The following is a 24,130-nucleotide window of genomic DNA, read 5'->3' as shown; positions in this document are numbered from 1 at the left end:
AAGAGAAGAGACAAGCGAAGCGATGAGAGCCGGGGGCGGGGGACCGCTCCCGGCTTTTTGCCTATGCAGCGGACAGAACTCTTGACGGTACGGCAAAATGCCGTATCTGTGTTTCATGAAACCCGCAACGCCTACCGCCCGGTTGGAAGCCCGGCTCCCGCACGAAGTGCATGCCATGCTCAAGCGAGCCGCCGAACTGCAAGGGCGGACCTTGACGGATTTTGTTGTGGCGGCCGCCAGCGAAGCCGCAAGAAAGACCATTGAAGACATGGAGATCATACGACTTTCCGTTGAAGACCAAATCCGGGTGGCCGAAGCGATACTCAACCCGCCCGAGCCGGCCCCCGCCCTTGTCCGGGCCTTTGAACGCCACCGTCGCATGGTCGCGCCGGAAGAATGATCCGCGTTCTCCCCCTTGATTCAGCCCTTGACCGCGCAGCGTTCACCTGCGGCGTCCCGGCCCTGGACCAGTATTTCCACATCCAGGCGACCCAGGACGCCAAACGGCTTATAGCCCGATGCTTCGTCGCCCTGCGTGAGGACAGGCTCCTCGGCTACTACACACTCTCCAGCGCCAGCGTTCCCTTCAGTGACGTGCCCCCATCCCTGAGCCGACGCCTGCCGCGTTATCCGGCCTTGCCGGCCATACGAATCGGCCGTCTGGCGGTGGACATCCGCCATCAAGGCCAAGGCCTCGGCGGCGTCCTGCTCGCCGACGCCATACAGCGGGCGCTTCGCGCCGAAGCGCCAGGCTTCTCCATCGTGGTGGACGCCAAGGACGCCCAGGCGGCGGCATTCTATAGGCACCACGGATTCCTGGAGCTGCCCAGCCGCCCCCTTTGCCTGCTCCTGCCCTTGGGGACGATCCGAAAACTTCCTTAGCTTTTGGGCTGTCATCGGAAACAAGCCGGGGGCGGACTTCCCTCCCGGCTTCTCCCTCATTGACTTTCGCGGGGACCACGGCGCAATTCTGCACTTATGAAACACCTCGCCGCCGCCGTCGCCCTGTCCTGTCTCGCGCTTTTGGCCGCCTGCTCCCTTGGCGGGCCTTCGGACGCCGAGGTGGAGCTGGCTTTCCGCTCCGCCATCCAGCGCAACGACATCCTCGGCCTGCTCAGCAACACCATGACCATCGAGCGTTTCGTGGTCGACAAGAAAGAGCGCAAGGCCGATGGCGTCTACGAAGCCACGGTCACCATCGTGTCCTCGGCCGCCCTGGGGCCGCTGTCCGTGGGCGGGGCACGACAGACGACCCTGCGCCTCAAAAAGATCGACGATCGGTGGGTGGTCTTGCAGTAAGGGCAGCCGGCGTAGCCATGGGCCGGTCCTTGACCCGAGGAGGCTATGGCCGAAGCGGCCTACCTGAGAACAGCCTCAGCCCCGGGAGCCAAGACAACATTAACGACGCTCAACGGGACGATTCCGAGGATTTGTCTTTCAACACCCTTGACGCATATCCAATTTGTATATACAAATAAGACATGAAAATCGAGTACGACCCCAACAAGCGCGACGCGACGTTGAAAACGCGGGGGTTGGACTTCGAGGACATACGGCACATATTGGACGGCGAGACGCTACTTGTGCAACAGGATACGCGCTGTCCCTACCCCGAAGCGCGCTTTAACGCTCTGGGGATGCTGCAAAAACAATTAGTACATTTCACCTTCTGCCTGCGCGGCGAGGCTATACGCATAATATCCATGCGCCCAGCCAATCGCAAGGAGAGGATCTCTTATGAAAAAGAAAGCGCAAATCGTTAGCAAGGACCTTGACTCGTTAGCCAGCGAGCCGGTCAAGTCCGACTTGGAACGGGCAAGCCGTTTTACCGATGCAGAAATTGAGGCCATGGCTCGGGAAGATGGCACTGAGGAATTCGATTTTGCAAAAGCAAAGTTTGCCAACATCGATGATATTGCGGCGCTCATGAAGCAGAAACAGCCCAAACAGGCCATCAGCATTCGCCTCGATGCCGAAGTCTTGAATTGGTACAGAAGTCACGGCAAAGGCTACCAGACGCTCATAGGCGAATTGCTCACGGCATACATGCAAAGCCAGGTAGGGAACCCACCCAAGGCCAAGAAGACCTCGCCGACCAAGGCCCAAGCCGTGCATGCCCGTAAAAGCCGCATAACCAAGGCTGCTTGCTCAAAGTAAATCACAAAGGCCCCGGTCCCTCGCCGGGGTCTTGTTCCTCGGCCGTTGCTCCAATCCTGGCTCACCCCCGCCCCCGCTGCACCCCCAGCCCCGCCAAAATAAGCCCCAGCCCGACCACCGTGGACGGCAAAATCGCCTCGCCCACGAAGAAGTGGATCAAGAGCAGCGACAGAAACGGCGACAGAAATATCAGGTTCGCCACCTTGGCGGCGTTCTCGGCGCATTTAAGCGCCGTGAGCCAGGTCACGAAGGCCAGCCCCATCTCGAACACGCCCACATAGGCCGCGCCGGCGTAGCCTTGCCAGTCGGCCGGCGGCAGGCCCGGCCCCAGGACCATGGCCAGCCCGCAAAGCGGCAGGGCGCACAGGAAATTGGCCAAAAGCCCGGCCACGGGGTCGCGGTCGTCCTTGGCTCCCCAGATCCAATACAGCGCCCAGATGATCGTCGAGGCCAGGGCCAGCCCCACGCCCAGGGGGCTGGCGAAGCGCATCCCGAGGATGTCGCCGTGGGTGGAGATGACCACCACGCCGGAATAGCTCACCAAAATAGCGAGCAGATCGCGGCGGCGCAGCTTCTGGCCGAGCATGGGCACGGCCAGAAGCGAGAGCGTCACGGCCCAGGTGTAGTTGAGCGGCTGGGCCTCCTGGGCCGGCAAGAGGTCGTAGGCGGCGAAGAGAATCGCATAGTAGCAAAAGGGATTGAGCGCGCCGAGAAAGGCCGAGCGCCGCCACTGGGCCGGGGTGAAGGCGGCCAGCCGCGACCAGCCGCCGGTGGCGGCCAGCGCCACGGCCAGGGTCAGGCACGAGGCCAGGCTGGCCAGGAAAAGCAGCTGCAGCGGCGCGAGATGTGCCAGCGACAGCTTGAAGGCCGAGGCCACGGTGGACCACATGGCCACGGTGGCCAAGCCGTAGCGGGTGGCCCTTTTTTGATCCTGCATCCAAAACCCCCGGGTTTCCGATGGCCTACCTGCTTCCCGCAAAAAAACCAAGGCGGTTTCCGATTCGGCTAGTTGACAATCCCGCGCAAATCCGTATTCTGACGTCTTGGCATGACATCGGCCCCTGGGCTCCGTTCCCGCGACGCGGTCTCGCTGCAAACCCGTCGCCCCCACCCGGAACGCTTAACGCCCCCCGATGGCCAAAGGCCCCGATCTTCCGATCCTGACGCGGCCCGCAGCTTCCGTTTCTCGCATCGCCCGATCGCCCCCGCGCGCGAAACCGTTTGTTGCGCGGACTCACTTCTGCCAAAGGATATCCTTTTGAGCTTCGACTCTTTTTGCCTGCATGATTCCCTGATCGCCAACATCAAGCGCGCCGGATACGAAACCCCCACGCCCATCCAGGCCGAGGCCGTGCCCCATGTCATGGAAGGCCGCGACCTCATGGGCCTGGCCCAGACCGGCACCGGCAAGACCGCCGCCTTCCTGTTGCCGATCCTGCATCGCCTCATCACCAACCCGGCCCGCACCCGGTCGCCCCGTACGCTCATCCTGGCCCCCACCCGCGAGCTGGCCGAACAGATTTTCCGCTCCACCCTGGACTTCATGCGCGGCACCCGCCTGCGCGCCACGGTCATCTACGGCGGCGTGGGCATGTTCCCCCAAGTGCGCGCCCTGCGCCAGGGCGTGGACGTCATCGTGGCCTGCCCGGGCCGGCTGCTGGATCATTTGAACCAGGGTAACGTCCGTTTCGACGGCCTGGAGACGCTGGTCCTCGACGAAGCCGACCACATGTTCGACATGGGCTTTTTGCCGGACATCAAGCGCATCCTGGCCGCCCTGCCGGCCAAGCGCCAGACGCTGCTGTTCTCGGCCACCATGCCCCCGGCCATCTCCGGTCTGGCCGGCGAGACGCTCACCGACCCGGTCACCGTGCGCATCGGCCATCTGGCCCCGCTGTCCACCGTGGAGCACGCCATCTACCCGGTCTCCCATAACCAGAAGGCCCCCCTGCTGCTGCACCTGCTCGGCGAAGCCGGCAAGGAATCGGTGATCGTTTTCACCCGCACCAAGCACCGGGCCAAGAATCTGGCCCTGCAGCTGTGCCGCTCCGGCCACAAGGCCACCTGCCTGCAGGGCAACCTGTCCCAGCGCCAGCGCCAGATCGCCATGGACGGCTTCCGCCGCGGCTCCTTCCAGGTGCTGGTGGCCACGGACATCGCCGCCCGGGGCATCGACGTCTCCCAGGTCGCCCACGTGGTCAACTTCGACATCCCGGACACCGCCGAGGCCTACACCCACCGCATCGGCCGCACCGGCCGGGCCGAACGCGACGGCCAGGCCCACACCTTCGTCACCGGCGAAGACATGGGCATGGTCCGGGCCATCGAGTCCCACATGAAAAAGCCCCTGCCCCGCCGCAACGTCGAAGGCTTCGAGCCCGAGCCCGGCGAATTCCGCCGCTCCGCTCCGGCCCCGCGCAATGCTGCCCGGCCCCGCCAGGGCTACGGCGCGCCCCGCCAGGGCGGCTACGGTGACCGTCAGCGCCAGGGCGACCGCCCCTACGGCGACCGTCCCCGCGGCCCCCGGCCCGAAGGCGCGCGCGCCGACAGCGCCCGCGACGACCGTCCCCGCTCCGACCGGCCGCGCAGCGACCGCCCGGCGGCCGACCGTCCCCGGTCCGACCGCCCGCGCACCGAGCGCCAGCCCTCCGACGAGCGCCGCTCCACCTTCGGCCTTGGCGGCGCCGACAACCGCTCGGGCAACCAGCGCCCCCGCCGCGCCTACAACGACGGCGCTTCCGCCGCCTAGGGCCGCATAAACACGCATTGACAAGCCGCTCCGGTTCGCCGGGGCGGCTTTTTTGTTGGTGGTAGACAAAGGACGCGGTCATACGGCACACCCGAAAACCCCGGGCGTGCGCCTCCCGCCCCACAAGGACCGCCATGAGCAGCCACAAGCAATACCGCCTCAATCTCGACCGCATCGAAGCCTCGCTGCGCGAGGTGCAGGCCAATTTCGACCGCATCAGCGAAAAGCTCCTCATGCGCCGCGAGCCGCTTACCGACCAGATCATCGCCAATCTGCTCGAAGGCTACGCCTACGTGGACCAGCTGTTGGAAGACGGGGTGGAAGTCTTCTCGCCCTCGGGCCTCGACCATATCCTGGAGCTCAACCACATCGTGCTGTGCGGCGTAAACGACAGCCTGCGCCTGGAATACGGCTCCCATCTGCTGGAAACGCGCCGTCGCTTCGCCAACGGCATCGGGGCCATCGCCGATTATTGCGAGGCCAAGCGCCACAAGGCCGCCCCGCGCCGGGCAGCCGGGGTTTACGTGCTCTCGGTCAGCCAGCCCCAGCTGTTTTTGGAAGGCAACCACCGCACCGGCGCCTTGGTTGCCAGCTACATCCTCGTGCAAGAGGGCCTGCCGCCCTTTGTCCTTACCCCCAAAAACGCCGTGGCCTACTTCAACCCTTCCACCCTCATCAAATGGCGCGACAAGCACAAGTTCCTGGACCGCCAGTATTACCTGAAAAAATACCGCCGGGTGCTCCAGGACTTCTTCGAGGAGACCCTGGACAAGCGCTTCCGCCGCTCCCTGCGCCTGGACAAGGACGTAACGGCCAAGGACTGACCAGGGTGCAAACGCCCCCAACGCCCTGCCGGGACATGGCAAAGCGTCATGGAGCACTGGCGTGAACCTCCGACCTGGGGTACCATGCCGCCATGCAGACGCCATCCGCTGAACCGGTTCTGGAACTGACCGACGTGCGCAAAGCCTACGGCGACTTCGAGGCCGTGCGCGGGGTGAGCTTTGCCGTGTCCCGGGGCGAATGCTTCGGACTTTTAGGCCCCAACGGCGCAGGCAAGACCACCACCATCCGCATGATCTACGGTTTCTCGCCCCGGTCCTCCGGCGAGATCCGGCTGTTCGGCCAGGACATCGCCACGGCCTTTCGCCGCATCAAATCCCGCCTGGGCGTCTGCCAGCAGGGCAACACCCTGGACCCGGATTTGAGCGTGCTCGAAAACCTCCTCGTCTTTGCCGGCTATTTCGGCATCCCCCGGGCCGAGGCCAAGGCCCGGGCCGAGGAACTGCTGGCCTTTTTCGCCCTGGAAGGCAAAAAACGCTTCCAGTACGAGGAACTCTCCGGCGGCATGGCCCGCCGGCTCATGCTCGCCCGGGCCATCGTCAACCGGCCGGAACTGCTCATCCTCGACGAACCCACCACCGGCCTTGATCCACAGTCGCGCAACACCCTCTGGGACCGGCTGCTGGACCTCAAGCGCCAGGGCATGACGATCCTGCTCACCACCCACGCCATGGAAGAGGCCGAGCGGTTTTGCGACCGGCTGTGCATCATCGATCACGGCCGGGTGGTCACCGAAGGCGACCCGACCGGGCTGGTGGCCGCCCATGCCGGACGCCACGCCCTGGAAGTGGAATCCCCGGAACCGGCCATGGCCGACCATCTCGCCGCCGCCGGGGCGCGCTTTGACCGCTCGGGCCGCCGGCTCATTGTCTACGGCGACGACAAGGCGGCGCTTTTGGCCCTTCGCGAGCGCTTTTGCGCCGAGTCGGGCTTTCTGCGGCCGGCCACCCTGGAAGACGTTTTCCTGCGCGCAACCGGCCGGGAGCTTCGCGAATGAACGCCGATCCCCGCTTTACCTGGCTTTTTTGGACCGTGTGGCGGCGCAACCTGCTGGTCTACCGCCGCATCTGGACGGTCAACTTCCTGCCGCCCATGCTGGAGCCGGTCTTTTACCTGCTGGCCTTCGGCCTGGGGTTTTCCGGGCTGGTGCGAGAGGTCCACTGGAACGGACAGACCCTGTCCTACACCGAGTTCTTCGCCCCCTCCATGCTGGCGGCCACCGTCATGTGGCAGGCCTTTCTGGAGACCTCCTACGCCTCGTTCGTGCGCATGTTCTACCAGAAAACCTACGACGCCCTGCTGGCCACGCCGCTGACCGTCGAAGAAATCATCATCGCCGAGATCGTCTGGGGCGCGACCCGGGCAGTCATCGCCGCCGTGCTCATGCTCGTGGTCATCGCGCTTCTCGGCTACGTCCCAAGCCTGCACGCCCTGGCCATCCTGCCCATCGCCTTCCTCGGCGGGCTGGCCTTCGGAGCCATGGGCATGGCCACCACCAGCGTCACCTCGTCCATCGACATGTTCAACCTGCCGATCTTCCTGGTCATCACGCCCATGTTCCTGTTTTCCGGCACGTTTTTCCCCTTGACCGGCCTGCCGGCCTGGGCTTCGGGCCTGGCCCAGGGCCTGCCGCTCTACTATCTGGCCGAACTCACCCGTTCGGCCTGCCTGGGGCTGCTCGACGCCTCTTCCCTCTGGCACCTGCTGGCCCTGGCCGCCTGCGCCGCCATCTTCATTCCCCTGTCCCTGGCCGGCATGCGGCGGCGGCTGGTAAAGTAGGCTACTGGAGGCTGGAAGATGCCTTGCCGCCTGGAAACCGCGCAAACAGTGCCCTTCCCCATGCTCCGACCACCGACGGCTCGCGGTCGTCCCGAAACCGTCTTGCCCGTGAGGCAGAAACCCGTTGACAATGTCACTTGTCGGTGACTATCAAGCAGCCATGAACGCTCCAGCCCGCAAAACCTCCGCCGCCACGGCCAAGGACCGGGAAGCCACCAAGCGCCGGCTCATCGAAGCCGTGGGCCGGGTGCTGGCCCGGCAGGGCTTCCAGGCCGTGGGCGTCAACACCGTGGCCCGGGAGGCCGGGGTGGATAAGGTGCTCATCTACCGCTACTTCGACGGGTTGCCCGGGTTGGTGGCGGCCTTTGCCCGGGAGGGCGGCTTCTGGCCCGACCTCGACGAGCTGTGCGGCGGCGACCGCCAGGCCTTTTTGGCCCTGCCCTTTGCCCAGCGAATGTCCCTGGCCGTGCGCAACTACCTGCGGGCCGTGCGCTCCCGGCCGCTGACCCGGGAAATCCTGGCCTGGCGGTTTCTGGAGAGAAACGAGCTCACCGACGCCCTGGACACGGCCCGGGCCGAAGCCGGCGCGGCCATCCTGGCCCTGGCCGGCGAGGGCGTGCAGCGGCCGGACATCGATCTGCCAGCCTTGCACGTGCTGATCGGCGCGGCCATCAACCACTTGGCCGTGCGCCAAGACCGCGAACCGATCTTCGCCGGTCTGCCCCTGGACGACCCCGCCACCTGGGAACGCGTTGAAGCCATGCTCGACCGCATGGTGCTCGCCGTGCTGGGATGAAGGGGAGGCCTCCGGCGGCCGGGGGCCTGAGGCCCCCGGACCCCCCATATGGGAAATGTGTTCAAGGGGACGACGCGAGTGAGTCTTTTGGTCGGTCGGTTGGGAAGATAGCGCGCCGCTGTTCTTGACGGAAACGACGGTTGTTTAGGCCACCTACGGCAATGCGGCCGGCGCAGCCGGCCAAAGCCGCCGCAGCGGCCAGCGGGCGCAGCCTGCGCCCTTTTTGGGGGAATTAATGTCACCGCAAGGTGACAAAATCCGCGCCAGACCCGGCCAGCCCGGATCCGGCCGGCAAGGAGAAGGGCCATGACGGACGAACTGACGCGGGAAAACGTGACGCCGACCGGGCAGCGCGGGCAGGTATTTGGGCCGTGGTTGTTGGGGCTGGGGCTGCTCTTGGCCGCCTTGCTGCTGGCCGTTCTGGGCGAGGCCAGGGCCGCCGACGAAGCCGGCACGGGGCTTGCGCGCGATCTGGAAGACATGAACGCGGCCAAAAACGAGCAAGGGAAGATTCGCATCGAGGCCGGCGGCGGCTGGACCGCGCCGCAAACCGTGTCCAAGGCGCGGTTTTCCATGGCCCGGGAAGAGGCGCGAGCCTATTACGAAACCGACCTTCTGGCCCTGGATATGGGTTTCGAGACCGGCCAGTACGACTTCACCCGGACCGGGCGGTTGCCCTTTGGCGGGCGCGCCCCGTTTAAAAACCTCTCCCGCTTCGAGGGCGGGCTGGCCGTCCAGGGCGGCCTGTGGTCCGACGTGTCGGGATTTCTGGGGTTGCGGGGCGATCTCGGCTACGAAGACTCCCCCGACCTACGAGGGCTTGGCGGCACGGCCATGGCCGGTCTGGTCGTGCCCATGGGGCGAAGCTGGCTGCTGACCCTGGGCGGCGGCGCGTCGCTCACGCCGGTGGATGTCCAGCCCGTGCCCATAGTTGCCCTGCGCTACGAAGCCCCTGCCGACACCGGCATCATCGTGAACCTGGGCCTGCCGCGCACCGAGGCGAGCTGGCGGGGCGGCTCCTGGTGGACCCTGCGCCTGACCGGGGAACTCGACGGCGCCCACTACCACCTGGCCGACGACAATCCGGCCGCGCCCCAGGGCACGGCGGCGTTTTTCGCTCCCCGGGCCGGGCTTTTCGTGGACCTCACGCCCATGGCGGGCCTGAAGGCCAGCCTGGGCGCGCATTACGCCCTGCCCGGGACCATGACGTTTTACCGGGAGAGCGGTTCCCAGCTCAAGCGCTACGACACGGGCGGCGCGCCCGGCGCGTCCCTGCGCCTGGGCTGGTCGTTCTAGCGAACGCCTCCACGTCGAAAACCCTTTGACTTTTCTTCATTCGGGAGGTCTGGGGGCCTCAGGCCCCCAGCCGCCGGAGGCCTCCCCCTCCCCCATTCCTTCCCCACCTGCCCCCCTCACGCGGCATTGACTTCCCGGCGGCAAAACGGGAACAAGGGCACGGACGCGAGCGTTTTGCCGCGCCGTGTAGATGTTGCCAGGGAGATCGATTTTTTATGGATGCCGTGAGTTTCGCCGTCCTGCGCCGGGCCGTGGATTGTCTGGCCCTTGCCGAGGACACAGGCCGCAGCCTGGACGCCGTGCTGGCCGGGTTGTTGGCTGTTTTGGCCGAGACGCCGGCCTTGACCCATGCCGCCGTGGTGCTGCTCGACGCCGACGAACGGCCGGCCATACGGGCCAGCCTGGGGTCGCCGGACATGGGACTTATCCTGTCGGCGACGCTGGAGCGCGGCCAGGACGCGGCCCGGGCGCGGGTGCTGCGGCGCGGCGCGGCGGCGGTTGCGGCTGACAAGAGCGGCGAGGTGGCGGTGGCCCGTGACGAGGCGGCCATGCTGGCCGCGCCGGTGGTGGTGGGCGGCGTGGGCGCGGGCGTTTTTTTTGCCGACGCGCTCCTTGGCGGCCAGGCCTCCCTGGCCGACGAACTGCGCGCGGCGGAGCTTATCGCCGGGCTTATCAGCCGGCTGGCGGACATGGCCGGAGTGGCCGTGTCGCGCGGAACGGCCCTCACCCGGGAACTGACGTTTTTGCGCTCCAAGGTGTCGCTGCGCTACCGCCATGTGTTTTCCGACGGCCAAAGCCCGGTGATGCGGCAGTTGCGCGCCGAGGCCGACCGGGCGGCCCTGTCCGACGCGCCGCTGGCCCTGGTCGGCGAGGACGGCTCGGGCCGGGCGGTGCTGGCCCGGCTCATCCATGAGCTTTCGCCCCGGGCGGTGCACCCGTTTACGGTGTTCGCGGCCGGGGAGGAATCCGACCCGGCCAAAGCCGGCCGCCGGCTTTTCGGCGGCGCGCGGGGCTATGCCGGGGGCAGCGGCCCGGGGCTTCTGGAAGAGGCCGAGGGCGGCATGGTGCTCATCGAGGACGCCCACCGTCTGCCTCCCGAGCTGGCCCAGCGTCTGGCGGCCTACCTGGCCGCCGGGACATACACCCGCCTGGGCGGCGGCCGGGAGCGCCGAGGCACGGCGCGGCTGGCCTTCCAGGCCCCAAGCGAACAGGCGCTGTCCCCGGCACTGACTGCCGTGGCCACCCTGGCCGCCATCCGCGTGCCGAGCCTGCGGGAGCGGCCCGAGGACATTCCCGCGCTGCTGGACCATCTCTTTTCGGTGGAAGCCGCGCGCGGCGGCCGGCGCATGACGCTCACGTCCAAGGCGCTGCGGGCACTGGAGACCTACGACTGGCCGGGCAACATCCGCGAGATGGAGCTGATGGCCTCGCGGCTGGCCGTGACCGCCCCGGAAGAGCGCATCGACATCGCCGACATCCCGCCCGAGGTGCTGGCCGAGGGCGAACGCCCGCCGGTTCTGCCCGAAGACGCGGCCGAACTGCGCGACATGGAGCGCCAGCAGGTCTTAAACGCCCTGGAGCGCCACGGCTGGGTGCAGTCGCGGGCCGCCCGGGAGCTGGGGCTGACCCTGCGCCAGATCGGCTATCGCATCCGCAAATACGGCCTGGCCCGCGAGGGCGAGGAAGACGTCTGATCGGAGACCGGCCATGCCCCAGGGACTCAGAGACTTTATCGACATCGCCTTCAAACTGGCCGTGCTGGCCGCCTTGGCCTGCTTCCTGTTCTTCTACGGCGAGGGGCGAAACGTCGGGCGTTTCCAATATATCGCCAACGGTGAGCAGGAATACGTCATGGATACGGCCACGGGCGTGATCTACCAAAACGGCTTTTCCATGAACCACGTCACGGGCAAGGAAACCCTGCCGCCGGGCGGGGGCAAGGGGCGCTAGCCATTTGTGCTAAAAATAATACAAGTTATTTTTAGCAGTTAGCATTGCCCGACCCAACGGCCCATGGTAAAAGGCCCTCCAATCGGCGAGCGCGGCGGCTCGCCCCAAGGAGCAGCCATGACCACCCGCGAGGACGTGTTCACTTTCTACCTGGGCTTTGACGACACCGACACCAAGACGTCGCCCAAGGGCACCGGCCGCACCATCCGCGATTTCTGCGACACCCTGCCCGAAACCTACCGGCTGCGCGCCGTGCTGCGCCACCAACTGCCCAAACGGCCGGAAATCCCCTTCACCAGCAACAACAGCTCGGCCTGCGCCGTCATCGAAACCGACGATGCGTCCCTGGGCCGGATTCTTTTCGACCGCGCCGCCGCCTATCTGACCGAATGCGCCCCGGAGGGCAGCGATCCGGGTGTGTGCCTGGCCGAACGCCGGGCCGTATCCGACGCCCTGGTCGGCTTCGCCCTGGCCTGCAACGGCGGCGTCATGCGCCAGGACCAGGCCATGGCCGCCGCCTCGGGGGTGTTCCTGGCCGGCCTTGGCGGCACCAATGACGGCATCATCGGCGCGGCCGCCGCCATCGGCCTCACTCGCCACGGCTGGTGCGGCCGGTTCATCGAACTGGGCGACATGCGCTCCCTGCCAAACACCGTGACCGTGGGCGACCTGCTGGCGCGCGGCATCCAGGTGGCCAGCGTGGACCGCGACCCCCTCACGCCGCTGCCCGGCCATACCGTGGCCACCGGCGGCTGGCTGCGGCCCTCGCTCATGGCCGGCCAGGCCGTGCTGCAAGTGCGCGCCGACGGCGACGGCCGCTGGGTCGCCGCCCTGGCCAAACGCCGGGACAAGGCGGCTTAAGGGAAGGAAAACAGCACGACCAGAGCGGGCTCTGCCCGCGCCCGCCGGGGGGCTGAGCCCCCGGACCCCTCGGCGGGAAGAGGCCTTACCGTTTTTTGTAGCGCTCCACGAAAGCCAGCAGGCTGGCGGCGTGGCGCTCCATGTAGCCCACCCAGGCGTCCAAAACCTCCCGCCCCTCGTCCGTGATCGCGTACACCCGCTTGGCCGGACCAGACCCGGACGCGTCCCACTGGGACGCCACCAACCCCTCGTCCTCCATCTGGCGCAAGTGCCGGTAAATCATCCCCGGCGGCGCGTCGCCCTTCAAAAATCCATACTCGCCAATCTGTTGCAACAGCTCATAGCCGTGCGACCGGCCGTCCAGCAACGCCATCAGGATCGACGGCTGCATGTAGCGGTCCTGTTTACCCGGCCCCGCTTTTTCCGACATGGCTTCACACCCCTTGACATATATACGTCAAGCACATAGGTTAATCTTAACATCAACCGAGGGCGCGTGCCCCCAGGAGGACGCCATGGCCAAGATCTTTGCCCGCGAACGCCGCAAAATCGAAAAAGGCGAGAAAAAGCCCCGCTTCCGCGTAGTCGCCGCCCAGGGCGACATCAAGTTTTTCGCCGAACATATCCGCAAGCGTGAACTCGAAGCCATTGCCAAGGAAATCGGCGCAGAAGTGGTCTACCTGCCCACCGACCCCGCCGGCGTCGGCGGCGAGAAGGTGGAAGAGTAGAGAAAGAATAGAAGACAAGAGAAGAGAAGAGGAAGATGCCTCCGGCGGCCGGGGGGATAATCCCCCCCGGACCCCCTTGATTTGGGGGGCGTTTTGGCGGCGAGGGAAGCCCTCGCCGCCAAAACGCCCCCCAAGCCAATGGGAGCCAGGAGAGAGCCTTTCATCGGCAAGCCATCCTGTCGCTCTTTCTCTATCCATTCGGCCCCGTCTTCGGGGCCGAGAGCCCGGGTGGGGTCGGGATTTTGGCTGGGAATAACGGCGCTTTTGCGCCGAGATTCCCAGCCAAAATCCCGACCCCATCTTCGCGCGCAGCGCCACGGCGCAGCCTGCCCGCCGCCGTCCGCCCTTCCACCCGCCTGCCGCCCAGGCCAGGGGTCCGGGGGGCTGAGCCCCCCGGCGGGTGCGGGCAGAGCCCGCTCTTCGTCTTCTCTTCTCTACTCGTCTTTATAAACGATGGTACCGACGTGTTCGCCGTTGAGGGCCGCGAGGATGTGCTCAGGATGGCGCAGGGCGTCGATGACCTGGAATTGTTTGATGACCTTGCTGTGTTTGAGGAAGCGCAGCACGGGCCGTTCCACGATGAGGTCGTCGAGGTTGAGCGCGGTCAGTTCGCTGACGGAGATGCGGCCGTAGAATTCGAGTTTTTCGCGGTCTTTGGCCTTTTTGGGATCGTCGCTGTAGAGGCCCTTTTCGTCTTTGAGGTAAATGAGCGATTTCGCGCCGATATTTTCGGCCAGAAGGAACGCGCCGGAGTCGGTGCGGTGCGGCGGGATCATGCCTTCCTCGGCCGGGTGTTCGAAGAAGCCGTAGGGCGGGATGCCCGGGGTGATGGGCAGGTAGCCGAGCTGGCAGAACATGGTGAGCTGTTCGAGGTGGTCGCCGTGGCCGATGCGCACGCCGCCGTGCTTGGCCAGGAGCACGGAGAGGATTTCGGCGTTCTGGGAGGCCACCTTGTCGCCGAGCTTGGACAGCACGCCCGTGGGCATGCCGAGTTCCAGGCCGATGTTGTAGATGTGGCGCGCCCGGGTGCCGCCGCCGGTCATGAGGATGATCTTGTGCTGTTCCTTGGCCTTGAGCAGTTCGTCGAGGATTGGCAGCAGGGCCTTGGCTCCCCGGTCCATGATGGACTGGCCGCCGATTTTGAGCACGTTCACGTCGGGGTGCATACGGAAGACTTCGCGCTGGCCCTGGGTGGCCAAAAGCGCCCGGCTGACCAGGGATTCGCCCATGAGCGGCGAGTCGATATGCAGGCGGCCGCCTTCGGCCTGTTCACGGATGAGTTTGCTCATTGCGCCCTCTCTCTTCGATTTGTTTGAATATAGGACAATTGTCGGTATATCCTTGGAGAGCATAGCGCGCAAGAGGCAACGTCGGCAGGAGCAAACCGTGACACCCGCCGCCGCGCTCGATAAGGGGGAAGACGCCTTGGCATTTAACTTTGCCCACCGGCTTGGCAAACGTCACTGACACGTATATTATAAAACCGGTGTGAGTTAAATTCAGGAGGCTCCCGTGTACTTCCCGACCGCCGGAATCGAGACCGCGCTCTGGCTTCCTCCCGTCGTCGCCTTTGCCATCTCCTTTTTCACCTCCATGGGAGGCGTATCCGGGGCCTTTCTCCTGCTGCCCTTTCAAATGTCGTTTTTGGGTTATACCCACCCGTCCGTCAGCGCCACCAACCAACTTTTCAATATCGTGGCCATCCCCAGCGGCGTTTACCGCTATGTGAAAGAGGGGCGCATGGTCTGGCCGCTAACCTGGATGGTTATCGTCGGCACGCTGCCTGGGGTGCTTATCGGCGCGGTGGTGCGCGTGACCTGGTTGCCCGACCCGCGCGACTTCAAGCTGTTTGTGGGTCTGGTCATGCTCTATATCGGCACGCGGATGGTCAAAAGCTTGTTTTTCTCCAGCGCCGACAAGGGCGCGGCGGCGGCCAACGAAAAGAAGTTCCAGGCCCAGGCCGTGGCCCGACGCCAAGGACGCCAGGACGCCGACGGCCCCGCCTCCTCTGTCCGCGTGTTGTCTTTCACCGCAAAGCAGCTATCTTACTCGTTTTACGAAGAAACTTATACAGTCTCGACCATGGGCGTCTTCAGCCTCTGCTTCATCGTGGGCATCGTGGGAGGAATTTACGGCATTGGCGGCGGCTCCATCGTGGCCCCTTTCTTCATCTCCTTCTGGAAGTTGCCCGTTTATACCGTAGCCGGAGCAGCCCTTATGGGCACGTTTGTCACCTCTGTCGCCGGCGTCGCTTTCTATCAAATACTGGCGTTCTCTTATCCGACAATGTCGGTTGCCCCGGACTGGATGCTGGGCTTGCTTTTCGGCCTTGGCGGCATGGGCGGGATGTATCTGGGCGCTCGCTGCCAAAAGTTCGTTCCCTCGAAATACATCAAGCTCTTTCTCGTGGCCGTGCTCTTGTACACGGGCATCAAGTACACGGTCGACTTTCTGCGCTAACCGGCATTTCACCCGGGCAAACGGCCGGGATTTCAGGCCATGCCCGAGCGGAATAGACAGGAGGCCAGCGGAGGACCAACAAATCCGCCTTGTGGATGCGACGGCCCCCACGGTGTGCCTGAAGCGTCAGCCGCCCAGGGCCATGGCGTAGAGCCGGGCCAGCATGTTCGGCGGCAGAGCGTTTTGCCACAGGCCCAAGGCGTTGGCCGCGATATAGACCAGGGCGAAGACGCCGGCCGAGCCGGCGGCCGTCAGCCACCAGGGCGCGGGCAGGCCGGCGAAGGCAAAGCGCACGGCCGAGGTCCGGCGCGGGCAGGCAACCACGCAGGAGCCGCAGCCCGAGCAGGTCATGGGGCGCGGACCGGCCGTTATGGGCAGATCCACCGGACAGGCGGCGCGGCAGCGGCCGCAGCCGGTGCAGCCATCGGCGTCGCGAGTGAGCGTCGTGGGGCCAAGACGGGCGAGCAGCCCGAGCAGCGCGCCGTAGGGGCACAGCCAACGGCAAAACGAGCCGCGATAGACGAGCCCGAGCAGGGCCAGGACGGTCAGGACCACGACGGCGGTGAGGCTGGGGTGGGCGAAAAACAGCAGCATCCGGGCATCGGCCGTGATGTTGTAGGGCGAGCGCAGGAAGGCTTCGATGCCGGCCAAGTCCATGCCGAAGAACGTGGTGAAGAGGAAAAAGGCCAGCAGCAGGTATTTGGGCAGGCCCAGGACGGCGTCCAGGCGCGGGGACAGGCTTCGGGCCAGGCCCAGGCGCTGGCCCAGACGGCCCAGGCGCGCGGCCAGGAAGCCGACGGGGCAGACATGGCCGCAAAAGCCTTTGCGAAAGACCAGCCCCATGGCCAGGGCGGCCAGAAGAATCCACAACCCGGCCGGATGCACCGGATCAAAAGAGCCGGTGGCCAGCAGCCGGCGCAGCCCAAGCAGGGCGCTTATGGGCAAAAAGCCTTCCACGCCGGCCGGGCGGGCCACCGTGCCGGCCTGGCCGGCGGTCACGGACAGACAGAAGCGGGCGAACTCCACCCCGATATAGACCGTTGCCAAGAAGAAAAACCACTGCGGCAGGCGCAGCAGCGCCTTGGGCGAAATACGGTACGACATGGGTGAGACCTTGGTTGGCTGACGGTGCGGCAGGAAAGAATAGGTTTGGCGGCGGGCGGTCCTGGGTTTTCAAAAAATACGACGGTATTTTTGAGAAGAGCTCCCGGCTTTCACCTGTTGGCAGGAAACGGCATGGATTTCTCGCCAGGGGCGACACGAGCCTGCGCCGGGGCAAGCTCGGGCGGGGCGTCAAGCCGACGCGGCCCCCGGCAGGATGCCGCGCAGGGTGGTCCAGAGGTCCTCGGCGGTGAAGGGCTTGGTGAGGTAGGCGCTGACACTGGCGGCGTCGGCCTCGGCCACGTTCTGGGCCATGGCCTCGGCCGTGACCATGACAAAGGGCAGGTGGGCCAGGGCGGCGTCCTGCCGGACCTGGCGCAACAGATCGATGCCCTTCATGCGCGGCATGTTCCAGTCGGAGATGACGCAGTCCACCGGCTCGACGGCCAGCACTTCCAGGGCGTGCTTGCCGTCGTGGGCTTCCAGCACTTCGGTTCCGTCACAACCGAGCATCTTGCGCAGCACCCCGCGCATGACCTTGGAGTCGTCAACGACGAGAATACGAAGCGTCTTATTCATGCTTTCGCCCCAACCGGTACAGGATCAGCAACAAAACAGCACCGACCAATGTTGGTTGTTTTGCCCGAAAAGGCAAGCCAAACCCACACTGCAACAGCAAAAAACCGCCCTGTCGCGTCGATGCGCGCGACCGATCCTATCCGTGCCGGACGCGGGCCGGGGCAGCCTTATCCGGCCGCCGCCACGGAAACCTTGCATTTTTTGAGATACATGCAGGGGTTGTAGGAGAGTTTGGCCTTGCGCAATCCCTCGTCGCCCAGATCCTGCTCCCGGTTGACCAGGGCGTAGGGCGTTCCGGCATCGGCCAGAAACATTTGATTGATGGCCTGATACACGCCCTTGAAGCCCGGCCGGCCTTTTTCGAAGTGGATCACCAGCATTTCCGGGGTCAGCGCTTCGGCCACGGTATAAGCGATCATCTCGCCGTCCACCCGGATGGCCCCGCCCATAAGGCCCGGGAAACGGTCCCAGCTCTGGAGCACCCGCACGATTGCTTGATTTTCAGCCAAAAGCGCCCCGGAATCCTCGGGATCACGCCAGGCGAACCACTGACGCTGCAGTTCCAGGGTCTCTTCCACGCAATCCGGGGTCAGCGGCTTGTATTCGTAGTCGTAGGTCCGCTGAAACTGGCTGAGCAGATTTTTCTTCTTGTGGAACTTGTTGCCGCGAAGCTCCACCAGTTCGGGCACGCTGTAGACGTAGTCGTCGTGGTCCCGGGCCTCCTGGGTGGTCACCCGGTCGGGCATGGCGTCGGAGAGGATGCCGCACAACATCTCGGGCACCCGGATGAAGTCCAGCCCCTGGGCCAGACACGGGCAGGCGCTCCAATCGACGTTGGTCCACGGCCCCACCGGCGCCCAAAAGACTTCATAGGGCTTAGTCTGCAAGATCCAGACATGGCTTTCGCCAAACCGCCAGGACAGGCCGTATTCCTCGGCCCAGCCCCAGAGGTTGCCGAAGCTGTAGTCCGAAACCTTCTCGGGGCACTTTGCCAGGCGCTCCAGGTATTCGTCGCGCCGCTCCAGGGAAATGGCCTCAAAACCTTCTCGCATCGTTACTTCCTCGTCTTGCCGCCGCCCATGCCGAAACGCGTCCAATCCGCGTAGCGGTACACCCCCAGGCAGGCCAGCGACTGCACGGCCTGGGACACGAACATGGAAATCCACACCCCCTCGGCCCGGCCAAGGAGGCTATGCCCCAATAAAAACGCCAAGGGCAACCGCACAAGCCAGACGGAACCGCCGGTGACGAACATGGTTAAAAGCGTCGCCCCGGCCCCGGTCATGGCCCCGATGAGAATAAGACCGGCCACGGTAAAGGGAATGGCCGCGACGTTGTATCGCAAATACGAAACCGCCTGGGCCGCCGCCTCGGGGTCCGGGGAGACAAACGCGGCCGCCGCCGGCAGAAACGGCCACAGGCAAAGCCCCATGAGGCTGATGGCGGCCACGCCCGCCCAGGCGATGCGGTAGCCCACCCGCCGGGCCTCGTCGGGCCGGCCGGCTCCGATCAAATTGCCGACCAGGATGGAGGCCGTGAAATTAAAGGCCATGGGCGGCAAAAAGAGTATCGATTCCAGCCGCATCCCGGCCGACATGCCGGCCAGGGCGGCCACGCTGCCCGTGGGCAGCGAGCCGACCACGGAAAAAAGGAGCAAATAGCCGGTGTGCCACACGATCTGCATGAGCCCCGACGGCCAGGCGACCCGCAGCAGATAGCGGCTGGCGCAGCGCGCCCAGCGCCAGCAGGGGAACTGGTCGCGCCGCAGCATGCCGACGTGGATGAGCGCGGCCAGGTTGAAGGCCATGCCGGCCGTGACCGAAATAAACGTGCTCCAGGCCACGCCGGCATAGCCGAAGTCCGGCAGGCCGAAGCGTCCCAGGCCAAAGCCGAAATCACCCAGGGTATTGAGCACGGCGGCCAGGCCCCAGGCAAAAAGCGGCGTCATGACCAGCCGACGCGCCCGGAACAGGGCGTTGGCGATGATGAAAAACGACTGGATGGGCAGCAGCAGCAACAACACGGTCAGGAAATAGCGGGCCGTGTCCCAGATGGGGGCCGGCATCTGGAGCAAGCCGAGAAAGGCGTCACGAAAGACCAGCCCCAGGGCCATGACGGCCACCGAGGCGGCCACCCCGGCCAGCAGGCACAGCCAGACATAGCGCCCGGCCCTGGCCAGACGCCCCGCGCCCTCGGACTGGCTGACGGCGGCCACGGCTCCGTTGGCCACGGCGGCGGCAACAACCTGGAAAAAAAACATGGCCTGGGCCAAAACGCCCACCGCCGCCTGGGTTTCCCGGTCGATGCGCCCGCCCACGTAGACGTCGACGAAACCGATGCAAAACGTCAAAAACATCATGAGGATCTGCGGCCAGGCCAGGGACCAGATGGTCCCAAAGCCGACACCGGCGGCCAGCAGTCCGCTTTTTTTCTCCATGCAACCTCCGCCGTCGCGCACAAGGCGTCTGGCGATACGGGAGCCGGCCTTCGCGGTCAACTCCCCCTTGGCAACAGCGGCCGGCTAAGGATAAGACAGCTTTGACATAACGCCAGAGCGGACTCGTGAGGAAAGCGGATGCACACGATCAAGGCCGTGCAGCGGCTGCATTTATGGCTCGAAACCGGAGACGGCATGCTGCTTGGGCTGGGCCGGATTCAACTTCTCGAACTTGTGGAGGAACTGGGGTCGCTCAACAAGGCGGCCTCGGCCATGGGCATGTCCTACCGCGCCGCCTGGGGCCGCATGAAGCAGACGGAAACCGTCATCGGCGAACCGCTGGTGGAGCGTTCGGGCCCCAAAAAAGGCTTTCGCTTGACCCCCCTTGGCCATGACTTGGTGCAGCTTTTTCGCGTCTGGCACAAGGATGTGGAAGCCTTTGCCGTGGCCCGGGCCAAGGAGCTTTTCCCCTGGCCAACCGAACCGTACAACGAAGAACACCCCAAAGCCCCCTCTTCTTCCTGAGGCCTGCCGGTGCTTTTTAGCCTGCGTATCGCGCTGAAGTCCCTGGCGACCCACAAGATGCGCACGGTCCTGGCCATGCTCGGGGTCTTTCTCGGTGCGTTCGCGCTCACGGGCGTGCTGCACGTGACCCTGGCCATGGAGCGTAAGGCCGTCATCGAGACGGAAAAGCTCGGGCCCAACCTGCTGATGGCCATGACCGGCAACATCCGTTTCCGCCGGGGCGACATCCGGCCCGACGCCGGCAACACCAACTTGAAGCTCCCCGACGCCGTGGCCCTGCTGCGCGGGCTGCCCTCGGCCGTGGACGGCGTGCCGTTTCTCAGCTTCCCCATGCCCATCCGGGCCGGCGACAAAAAGGTCATGTGCCAGCTCGTGGCCACCTGGCCGGCCTATCCGTCCATACGCGGCGCCACGCCCCAGTACGGCCGCTTTTTCGACCAAGCCGAGGAAGACGACAAGGAGCTGGTCTGCGCCCTGGGGCCGGCCATCGCCCGGCGGCTTTTCGGCACGGCCGAGGCGGCCGTGGGCCAGTCGGTCTTCATCTTCCGGGCCCGGCTCACCGTTGTCGGTGTCATGGAGGAAAAAGGCTCGGACGTGTCCGGGGCCAACCAGGACGAACAGATTTTCGTGCCGCTTTCCACCTTCATGCGGCGCATGTCCAACAAGACCTACATCCACGGGGTGTACGTGCGCCTGGCCGACGGGGCGGATTTCGACGCTGCCCGGGAAGCCGCCGTGCACATCCTGCGCAAGCGCCACGACATCAAGACCGACAAGGGGCAGCCCGACGATTTCAAGGTGTTGACCGCCAAGGACACCATGGAGGTCAAGCAGCAGGCGCTCGACTTGGTGCAGACCCTGGGGTTCATCAGCTCGTCGCTGTCCTTTGGCATCGGCGGCCTGGGCATCCTCTCCATCATGATCCTGCTCGTGCGGGCCAGGCGTCTGGAGATCGGCATCCGGCGGGCGGTGGGAGCGCGTAAAAAAGACATCGTGCGCCAGTTTCTCATCGAATCCGGCATGATGGCCTCGGCCGGCGGCGCGGCAGGGACGGTGGTGGCCCTTGGCGTGCTGGCCGTGGTCTACCGGGTGGGGGATTTCCCGAGCGTCTACCATCCGGCGCTGATCGGCGGCACGCTTATCGGCTCGGCGGCCCTGGGCATCCTGGCCGGGGCCTATCCGGCCTGGCAGGCCTCCAACGTCGAGGTGCTGGCGGTGCTGCGGGACGAATGATGGCTGGGAGGGACAAATCTTCTGGACAAAACAAAGGACATGAATAATTTTATAAGTACGATTTCATTACTTTTAAGCTGGACAAAATCATGCCCACGACAGCCCAGGAAATCCACAAGGTCCTGACGTTCAAGTCCGGCAATTTCGTCTTCTCCCGCCGCTTCGATCAAGACAACATCGCTACCGAACTCAAGGTCTTCCACGCCTGCTACGACATCATCGCCTCATTGCCGACACCGCCGCATCTGGCGGCGTTTCTCGACGCCGACCTGATCCGCAAGTCCATCTTCAGCACGGCGGCGCTGGAAGGCAATCCCCTGGACGAAAAGGCTGTGGGCGCTTTGCTGGAAAAAGAAGGTTCGACAACGGCCGCCAACGATTTCGAGCGGGAAATCCTCAATCTCAAGGCTACCCACGACAAGTTCATCCTCGCTACCAATAAAGCCAAGAATGCCAAACCCTTTCTGCTCAGCGAGGGTATTATCAAGGCAGTCCACGCCGCCATCACTATCGGCGTCAACGACGCGTCCATCTCACCGGGACTGTATCGCAACACGCCCGTGCAAGTCGGCAACCCGGAACATGGCGGCACCTATGTGCCCCCGAAAATTCTGGAAGACATCAAGACGCTCATGGCGGCGTTCGTGGATTGGATAAACGGCGAGGCGCTCTTGCTGACCGATCCGGTCATTCGGGCGGCCCTGGCGCATTACCATCTGGCGAAAATCCATCCCTTCCGGGACGGCAATGGGCGCACGGCCCGCATGATCGAGGCCATGATCCTGGCGGCGGCCGGCTATCGGCATATACCGAGCATACTTTGGAACGCCTATTACCGCGACATCCACGACTATTACATCGCGTTCTCGAAATCGGAACACAGCACGGACGACAGCGTGCAGCCGTTCCTGGATTTCTATTGCCGTTCCCTGCGCGCCGGCCTGGAAGAACTCCGGGAGCGCCTCGTGGCGGGGGTCAAACCGCTGCTCTATCGCGACTATGTCGCGTATCTCAAGAACCAGACCCGAGAGATTTCCCCGCGCCAGCATCAGCTCATCGAACTGCTCCTGGCCGCCGGCGACACGGCGTTTGACAGCCACGATCTCAGGCAGACAAGTCCGTTTACGCTGCTCTATCGACAGGTCAGCGACAAAACGATCCGGCGCGACATCAAGAATCTGGAACGCCTCGGGCTGATCTGTAAAACGGGCACCCGCTACCGGCTCATCGACGACGCCCGTTAGTGTCGCATCCGCGAAAAGCGCTTAGGGCTTTTCCCAGGCAAAGAATTTAACACACCAATTTTCTTAAAAAATCACGCATCCCTGAAACGCGAGTCGTGACCGGTCGCCAATCGCCCTACCGCTGCGTCACAAACCCCATTTCGCGCTCGGCGATGGCCGCCCAGTCGAAGACGGCGGCGCGGGCCCGGGCCTGCGCCACGGCGGCCTCGCGGCGGGCCGGGTCAGCCAGCAGGGACAACACCTCGGCGGCAAACGACGCCTCGTCCTCCAGGGCCGTCTTGATCATGCCGGTGGGGAAAATCTCTCGATAAATCGGCAGATCGTAGGCCACCACCGGCAGACCGCTGGCCATGGCCTCCACGGCCACCTGGCCGAAGCTCTCGTAGTGGCTGGGCATGAGGAACACGCCGGCGGCCTTTAACAGCCGCACCTTGTCCTCACCCTGACGAAACCCGAGCAAATCGACCTGGCCGGTCAGCCCGGCCGCCGCGATCTCCTGCTTGAGCTTGCCAAACCACCAATCGCTGCCGCCGCCGATGACCCCAAGGCGGCTGCCGGGACGCTTCTCGCACACCCGCTTCCAGATGCGCACCAGATCGAAAAGCCCCTTTTGGGGATGCAGCCGGCCCAGGAAAATGCCGTCATAGCGCGGCGTGTCGGCCGCCGCGTCCACGCCGTCGAAAAAGCCGGCGTCCACGCCCATGGTCACCACATGCACCGTGGCCGGGTCCGCGCCCATGGCGATCAGCGAATCCTTGTCCAGGGAATTGAGCACGAGCATGGTCGCGCCATTTTTTCGTGCCAACCAGACGCTCAACCACTGGGCGCAGTAATAGAGCACCCCGCGCACCGACGGCAGCTTCCACTTGCCGCCAAAGACGTTCTCGTAGCCCTTAAAGGGGTTGGGGGCGATGAGAAACACGCACACGACGAGCCTGGCCGCCGGATTGCGCCAACGGCACAAGAGCGCCGGCAGCAAGTCGAACAAGAAGTCCGACGGCGCGTAAACCGCGTCCACGCCTTTGGGATACCGCGCCAGCGGACAGGTCAGCATCCGCCACAAATACACGGCCAGCACGTTCCACAGCCGGTCGGATTCGCTGGTAAAAGGCTCCCAATGCACGCGCCAGGAAGCGCGCACGCCCTGGGACTCCAGCACGCCGATCTCCCGGCGCGGCAACAACAGCTCCAGCTTCACGCCGGCCGCCAGCCACCGCTTGGCGATCTCGGCGAACCTGACCTCGCTGCCGTCCCGATTCTTCGTGTTCACCCGCCCCATCGCCGGCACGAATATACGCATATGCTTGTCCTTATGAGGAAAGAATGAAGAGGAATCGGGGGAGGAAACCCCTTTTTGAAAAAAGGGGTTTCCTCCCCCGAGCCCCCTCCTTC

Annotated in this window: 27 protein-coding genes; 19 read left to right on the top strand and 8 right to left on the bottom strand. The window is 64.9% G+C overall.

The annotated features are described in order from the left end of the window. Window positions 1-97: 97 nt before the first annotated feature. The 5 genes from C3Y92_RS01280 (at window position 98) to C3Y92_RS01260 (ending at window position 2,157) form a co-directional block, all read left to right on the top strand. Window positions 98-400: a type II toxin-antitoxin system TacA family antitoxin gene (locus tag C3Y92_RS01280; RefSeq protein WP_235669567.1), complete on the top strand. Its 303-nt coding sequence runs from the start codon at window positions 98-100 to the stop codon at window positions 398-400. Then, window positions 397-882, top strand: coding sequence for a GNAT family N-acetyltransferase (locus tag C3Y92_RS01275; protein ID WP_129348743.1), 486 nt, complete (start codon window positions 397-399; stop codon window positions 880-882). Before C3Y92_RS01280 ends, C3Y92_RS01275 begins: the two co-directional genes overlap by 4 nt. Before the next feature lie 96 nt (window positions 883-978). Continuing rightward, window positions 979-1,299, top strand: coding sequence for a hypothetical protein (locus C3Y92_RS01270; protein WP_129348741.1), 321 nt, complete (start codon window positions 979-981; stop codon window positions 1,297-1,299). 182 nt (window positions 1,300-1,481) lie between these two features. Further along, on the top strand, window positions 1,482-1,763 hold the full coding sequence (locus tag C3Y92_RS01265; protein ID WP_129348739.1) for a BrnT family toxin: 282 nt from the start codon (window positions 1,482-1,484) through the stop codon (window positions 1,761-1,763). Beyond that, the gene (locus C3Y92_RS01260; RefSeq protein ID WP_129348737.1) at window positions 1,738-2,157 is read left to right on the top strand and encodes a BrnA antitoxin family protein; all 420 of its coding nucleotides are present in this window, start codon (window positions 1,738-1,740) and stop codon (window positions 2,155-2,157) included. The genes C3Y92_RS01265 and C3Y92_RS01260 overlap by 26 nt, the downstream gene beginning before the upstream one ends. 61 nt (window positions 2,158-2,218) lie before the next feature. Here the strand turns inward: C3Y92_RS01260 and C3Y92_RS01255 are convergent, their stop codons facing one another. Further along, window positions 2,219-3,094, bottom strand: a complete 876-nt coding sequence (locus C3Y92_RS01255) for a DMT family transporter (RefSeq protein WP_129348735.1) — start codon at window positions 3,092-3,094, stop codon at window positions 2,219-2,221. A 321-nt stretch (window positions 3,095-3,415) separates the two neighbouring features. Here C3Y92_RS01255 and C3Y92_RS01250 point away from each other — a divergent pair, with 321 nt between their 5' ends. From C3Y92_RS01250 to C3Y92_RS01210, 9 genes are all read left to right on the top strand, one after another. Then, on the top strand, window positions 3,416-4,906 hold the full coding sequence (locus tag C3Y92_RS01250; protein WP_129348733.1) for a DEAD/DEAH box helicase: 1,491 nt from the start codon (window positions 3,416-3,418) through the stop codon (window positions 4,904-4,906). 134 nt (window positions 4,907-5,040) lie between these two features. Further along, on the top strand, window positions 5,041-5,730 hold the full coding sequence (locus C3Y92_RS01245) for a hypothetical protein (RefSeq protein ID WP_129348731.1): 690 nt from the start codon (window positions 5,041-5,043) through the stop codon (window positions 5,728-5,730). A gap of 92 nt (window positions 5,731-5,822) precedes the next feature. Continuing rightward, the gene (locus C3Y92_RS01240) at window positions 5,823-6,746 is read left to right on the top strand and encodes an ABC transporter ATP-binding protein (RefSeq protein ID WP_129348729.1); all 924 of its coding nucleotides are present in this window, start codon (window positions 5,823-5,825) and stop codon (window positions 6,744-6,746) included. Continuing rightward, complete coding sequence (locus C3Y92_RS01235) at window positions 6,743-7,528, top strand: ABC transporter permease (protein ID WP_129348727.1); 786 nt, start codon at window positions 6,743-6,745, stop codon at window positions 7,526-7,528. Before C3Y92_RS01240 ends, C3Y92_RS01235 begins: the two co-directional genes overlap by 4 nt. Before the next feature lie 160 nt (window positions 7,529-7,688). Further along, window positions 7,689-8,324, top strand: coding sequence for a TetR/AcrR family transcriptional regulator (locus C3Y92_RS01230; protein ID WP_129348725.1), 636 nt, complete (start codon window positions 7,689-7,691; stop codon window positions 8,322-8,324). 306 nt (window positions 8,325-8,630) lie between these two features. Beyond that, a complete protein-coding gene (locus tag C3Y92_RS01225) occupies window positions 8,631-9,620 on the top strand; it encodes a hypothetical protein (protein ID WP_129348723.1) in 990 nt (329 codons plus the stop codon). A gap of 215 nt (window positions 9,621-9,835) precedes the next feature. Next, window positions 9,836-11,314 carry an AAA-type ATPase lid domain-containing protein gene (locus C3Y92_RS01220; RefSeq protein WP_129348721.1) on the top strand — a complete coding sequence of 493 codons (1,479 nt, stop codon included), beginning with the start codon at window positions 9,836-9,838 and terminating at the stop codon, window positions 11,312-11,314. A gap of 13 nt (window positions 11,315-11,327) precedes the next feature. Continuing rightward, window positions 11,328-11,570: a hypothetical protein gene (locus C3Y92_RS01215; protein WP_129348719.1), complete on the top strand. Its 243-nt coding sequence runs from the start codon at window positions 11,328-11,330 to the stop codon at window positions 11,568-11,570. A gap of 117 nt (window positions 11,571-11,687) precedes the next feature. Then, window positions 11,688-12,431 carry a hypothetical protein gene (locus C3Y92_RS01210; protein ID WP_129348717.1) on the top strand — a complete coding sequence of 248 codons (744 nt, stop codon included), beginning with the start codon at window positions 11,688-11,690 and terminating at the stop codon, window positions 12,429-12,431. An 85-nt stretch (window positions 12,432-12,516) separates the two neighbouring features. On the opposite strand, the gene C3Y92_RS01205 is transcribed toward C3Y92_RS01210, so the two are convergent. After that, window positions 12,517-12,861: a helix-turn-helix transcriptional regulator gene (locus tag C3Y92_RS01205; protein ID WP_015862999.1), complete on the bottom strand. Its 345-nt coding sequence runs from the start codon at window positions 12,859-12,861 to the stop codon at window positions 12,517-12,519. A gap of 85 nt (window positions 12,862-12,946) precedes the next feature. Between C3Y92_RS01205 and C3Y92_RS01200 the strand changes: the two genes are divergently transcribed. Then, complete coding sequence (locus C3Y92_RS01200; RefSeq protein WP_129348715.1) at window positions 12,947-13,159, top strand: hypothetical protein; 213 nt, start codon at window positions 12,947-12,949, stop codon at window positions 13,157-13,159. 434 nt (window positions 13,160-13,593) lie between these two features. Here the strand turns inward: C3Y92_RS01200 and C3Y92_RS01195 are convergent, their stop codons facing one another. Next, complete coding sequence (locus C3Y92_RS01195; RefSeq protein WP_043601289.1) at window positions 13,594-14,448, bottom strand: amino acid kinase family protein; 855 nt, start codon at window positions 14,446-14,448, stop codon at window positions 13,594-13,596. Window positions 14,449-14,671: 223 nt separating this feature from the next. On the opposite strand from C3Y92_RS01195, the gene C3Y92_RS01190 reads away from it, so the two are divergent. Then, window positions 14,672-15,619, top strand: coding sequence for a sulfite exporter TauE/SafE family protein (locus C3Y92_RS01190; protein WP_129348713.1), 948 nt, complete (start codon window positions 14,672-14,674; stop codon window positions 15,617-15,619). A gap of 126 nt (window positions 15,620-15,745) precedes the next feature. Here the strand turns inward: C3Y92_RS01190 and C3Y92_RS21650 are convergent, their stop codons facing one another. The 4 genes from C3Y92_RS21650 to C3Y92_RS01170 all read right to left on the bottom strand — a co-directional run bounded on the left by C3Y92_RS21650 (window position 15,746) and on the right by C3Y92_RS01170 (window position 19,736). Then, window positions 15,746-16,723 carry a 4Fe-4S binding protein gene (locus C3Y92_RS21650; protein ID WP_129348711.1) on the bottom strand — a complete coding sequence of 326 codons (978 nt, stop codon included), beginning with the start codon at window positions 16,721-16,723 and terminating at the stop codon, window positions 15,746-15,748. Between the two features lie 189 nt (window positions 16,724-16,912). Then, the gene (locus tag C3Y92_RS01180; RefSeq protein WP_015863004.1) at window positions 16,913-17,299 is read right to left on the bottom strand and encodes a response regulator; all 387 of its coding nucleotides are present in this window, start codon (window positions 17,297-17,299) and stop codon (window positions 16,913-16,915) included. A gap of 167 nt (window positions 17,300-17,466) precedes the next feature. Further along, window positions 17,467-18,351, bottom strand: a complete 885-nt coding sequence (locus C3Y92_RS01175) for a DUF2156 domain-containing protein (protein ID WP_129348709.1) — start codon at window positions 18,349-18,351, stop codon at window positions 17,467-17,469. A 2-nt stretch (window positions 18,352-18,353) separates the two neighbouring features. Next, the gene (locus C3Y92_RS01170; protein WP_129348707.1) at window positions 18,354-19,736 is read right to left on the bottom strand and encodes an MATE family efflux transporter; all 1,383 of its coding nucleotides are present in this window, start codon (window positions 19,734-19,736) and stop codon (window positions 18,354-18,356) included. A 138-nt stretch (window positions 19,737-19,874) separates the two neighbouring features. Between C3Y92_RS01170 and C3Y92_RS01165 the strand changes: the two genes are divergently transcribed. The 3 genes from C3Y92_RS01165 to C3Y92_RS01155 all read left to right on the top strand — a co-directional run bounded on the left by C3Y92_RS01165 (window position 19,875) and on the right by C3Y92_RS01155 (window position 22,738). Beyond that, window positions 19,875-20,261 (top strand): winged helix-turn-helix domain-containing protein, encoded by a 387-nt coding sequence (locus C3Y92_RS01165; RefSeq protein ID WP_129348705.1) that lies wholly within the window; start codon window positions 19,875-19,877, stop codon window positions 20,259-20,261. A gap of 9 nt (window positions 20,262-20,270) precedes the next feature. Further along, a complete protein-coding gene (locus tag C3Y92_RS01160) occupies window positions 20,271-21,494 on the top strand; it encodes an ABC transporter permease (RefSeq protein ID WP_129348703.1) in 1,224 nt (407 codons plus the stop codon). Between the two features lie 89 nt (window positions 21,495-21,583). Further along, window positions 21,584-22,738: a Fic family protein gene (locus C3Y92_RS01155; RefSeq protein ID WP_129355744.1), complete on the top strand. Its 1,155-nt coding sequence runs from the start codon at window positions 21,584-21,586 to the stop codon at window positions 22,736-22,738. A gap of 115 nt (window positions 22,739-22,853) precedes the next feature. Here the strand turns inward: C3Y92_RS01155 and C3Y92_RS01150 are convergent, their stop codons facing one another. Then, window positions 22,854-24,038 carry a glycosyltransferase family 4 protein gene (locus C3Y92_RS01150; RefSeq protein WP_129348701.1) on the bottom strand — a complete coding sequence of 395 codons (1,185 nt, stop codon included), beginning with the start codon at window positions 24,036-24,038 and terminating at the stop codon, window positions 22,854-22,856. Window positions 24,039-24,130: the final 92 nt, after the last annotated feature.

Source organism: Solidesulfovibrio carbinolicus, assembly GCF_004135975.1.
GTDB lineage: Bacteria > Desulfobacterota > Desulfovibrionia > Desulfovibrionales > Desulfovibrionaceae > Solidesulfovibrio > Solidesulfovibrio carbinolicus.
The sequence above is the reverse complement of the archived record's forward strand: the minus strand, read 5'-3'. Positions and strand labels throughout refer to the sequence as shown.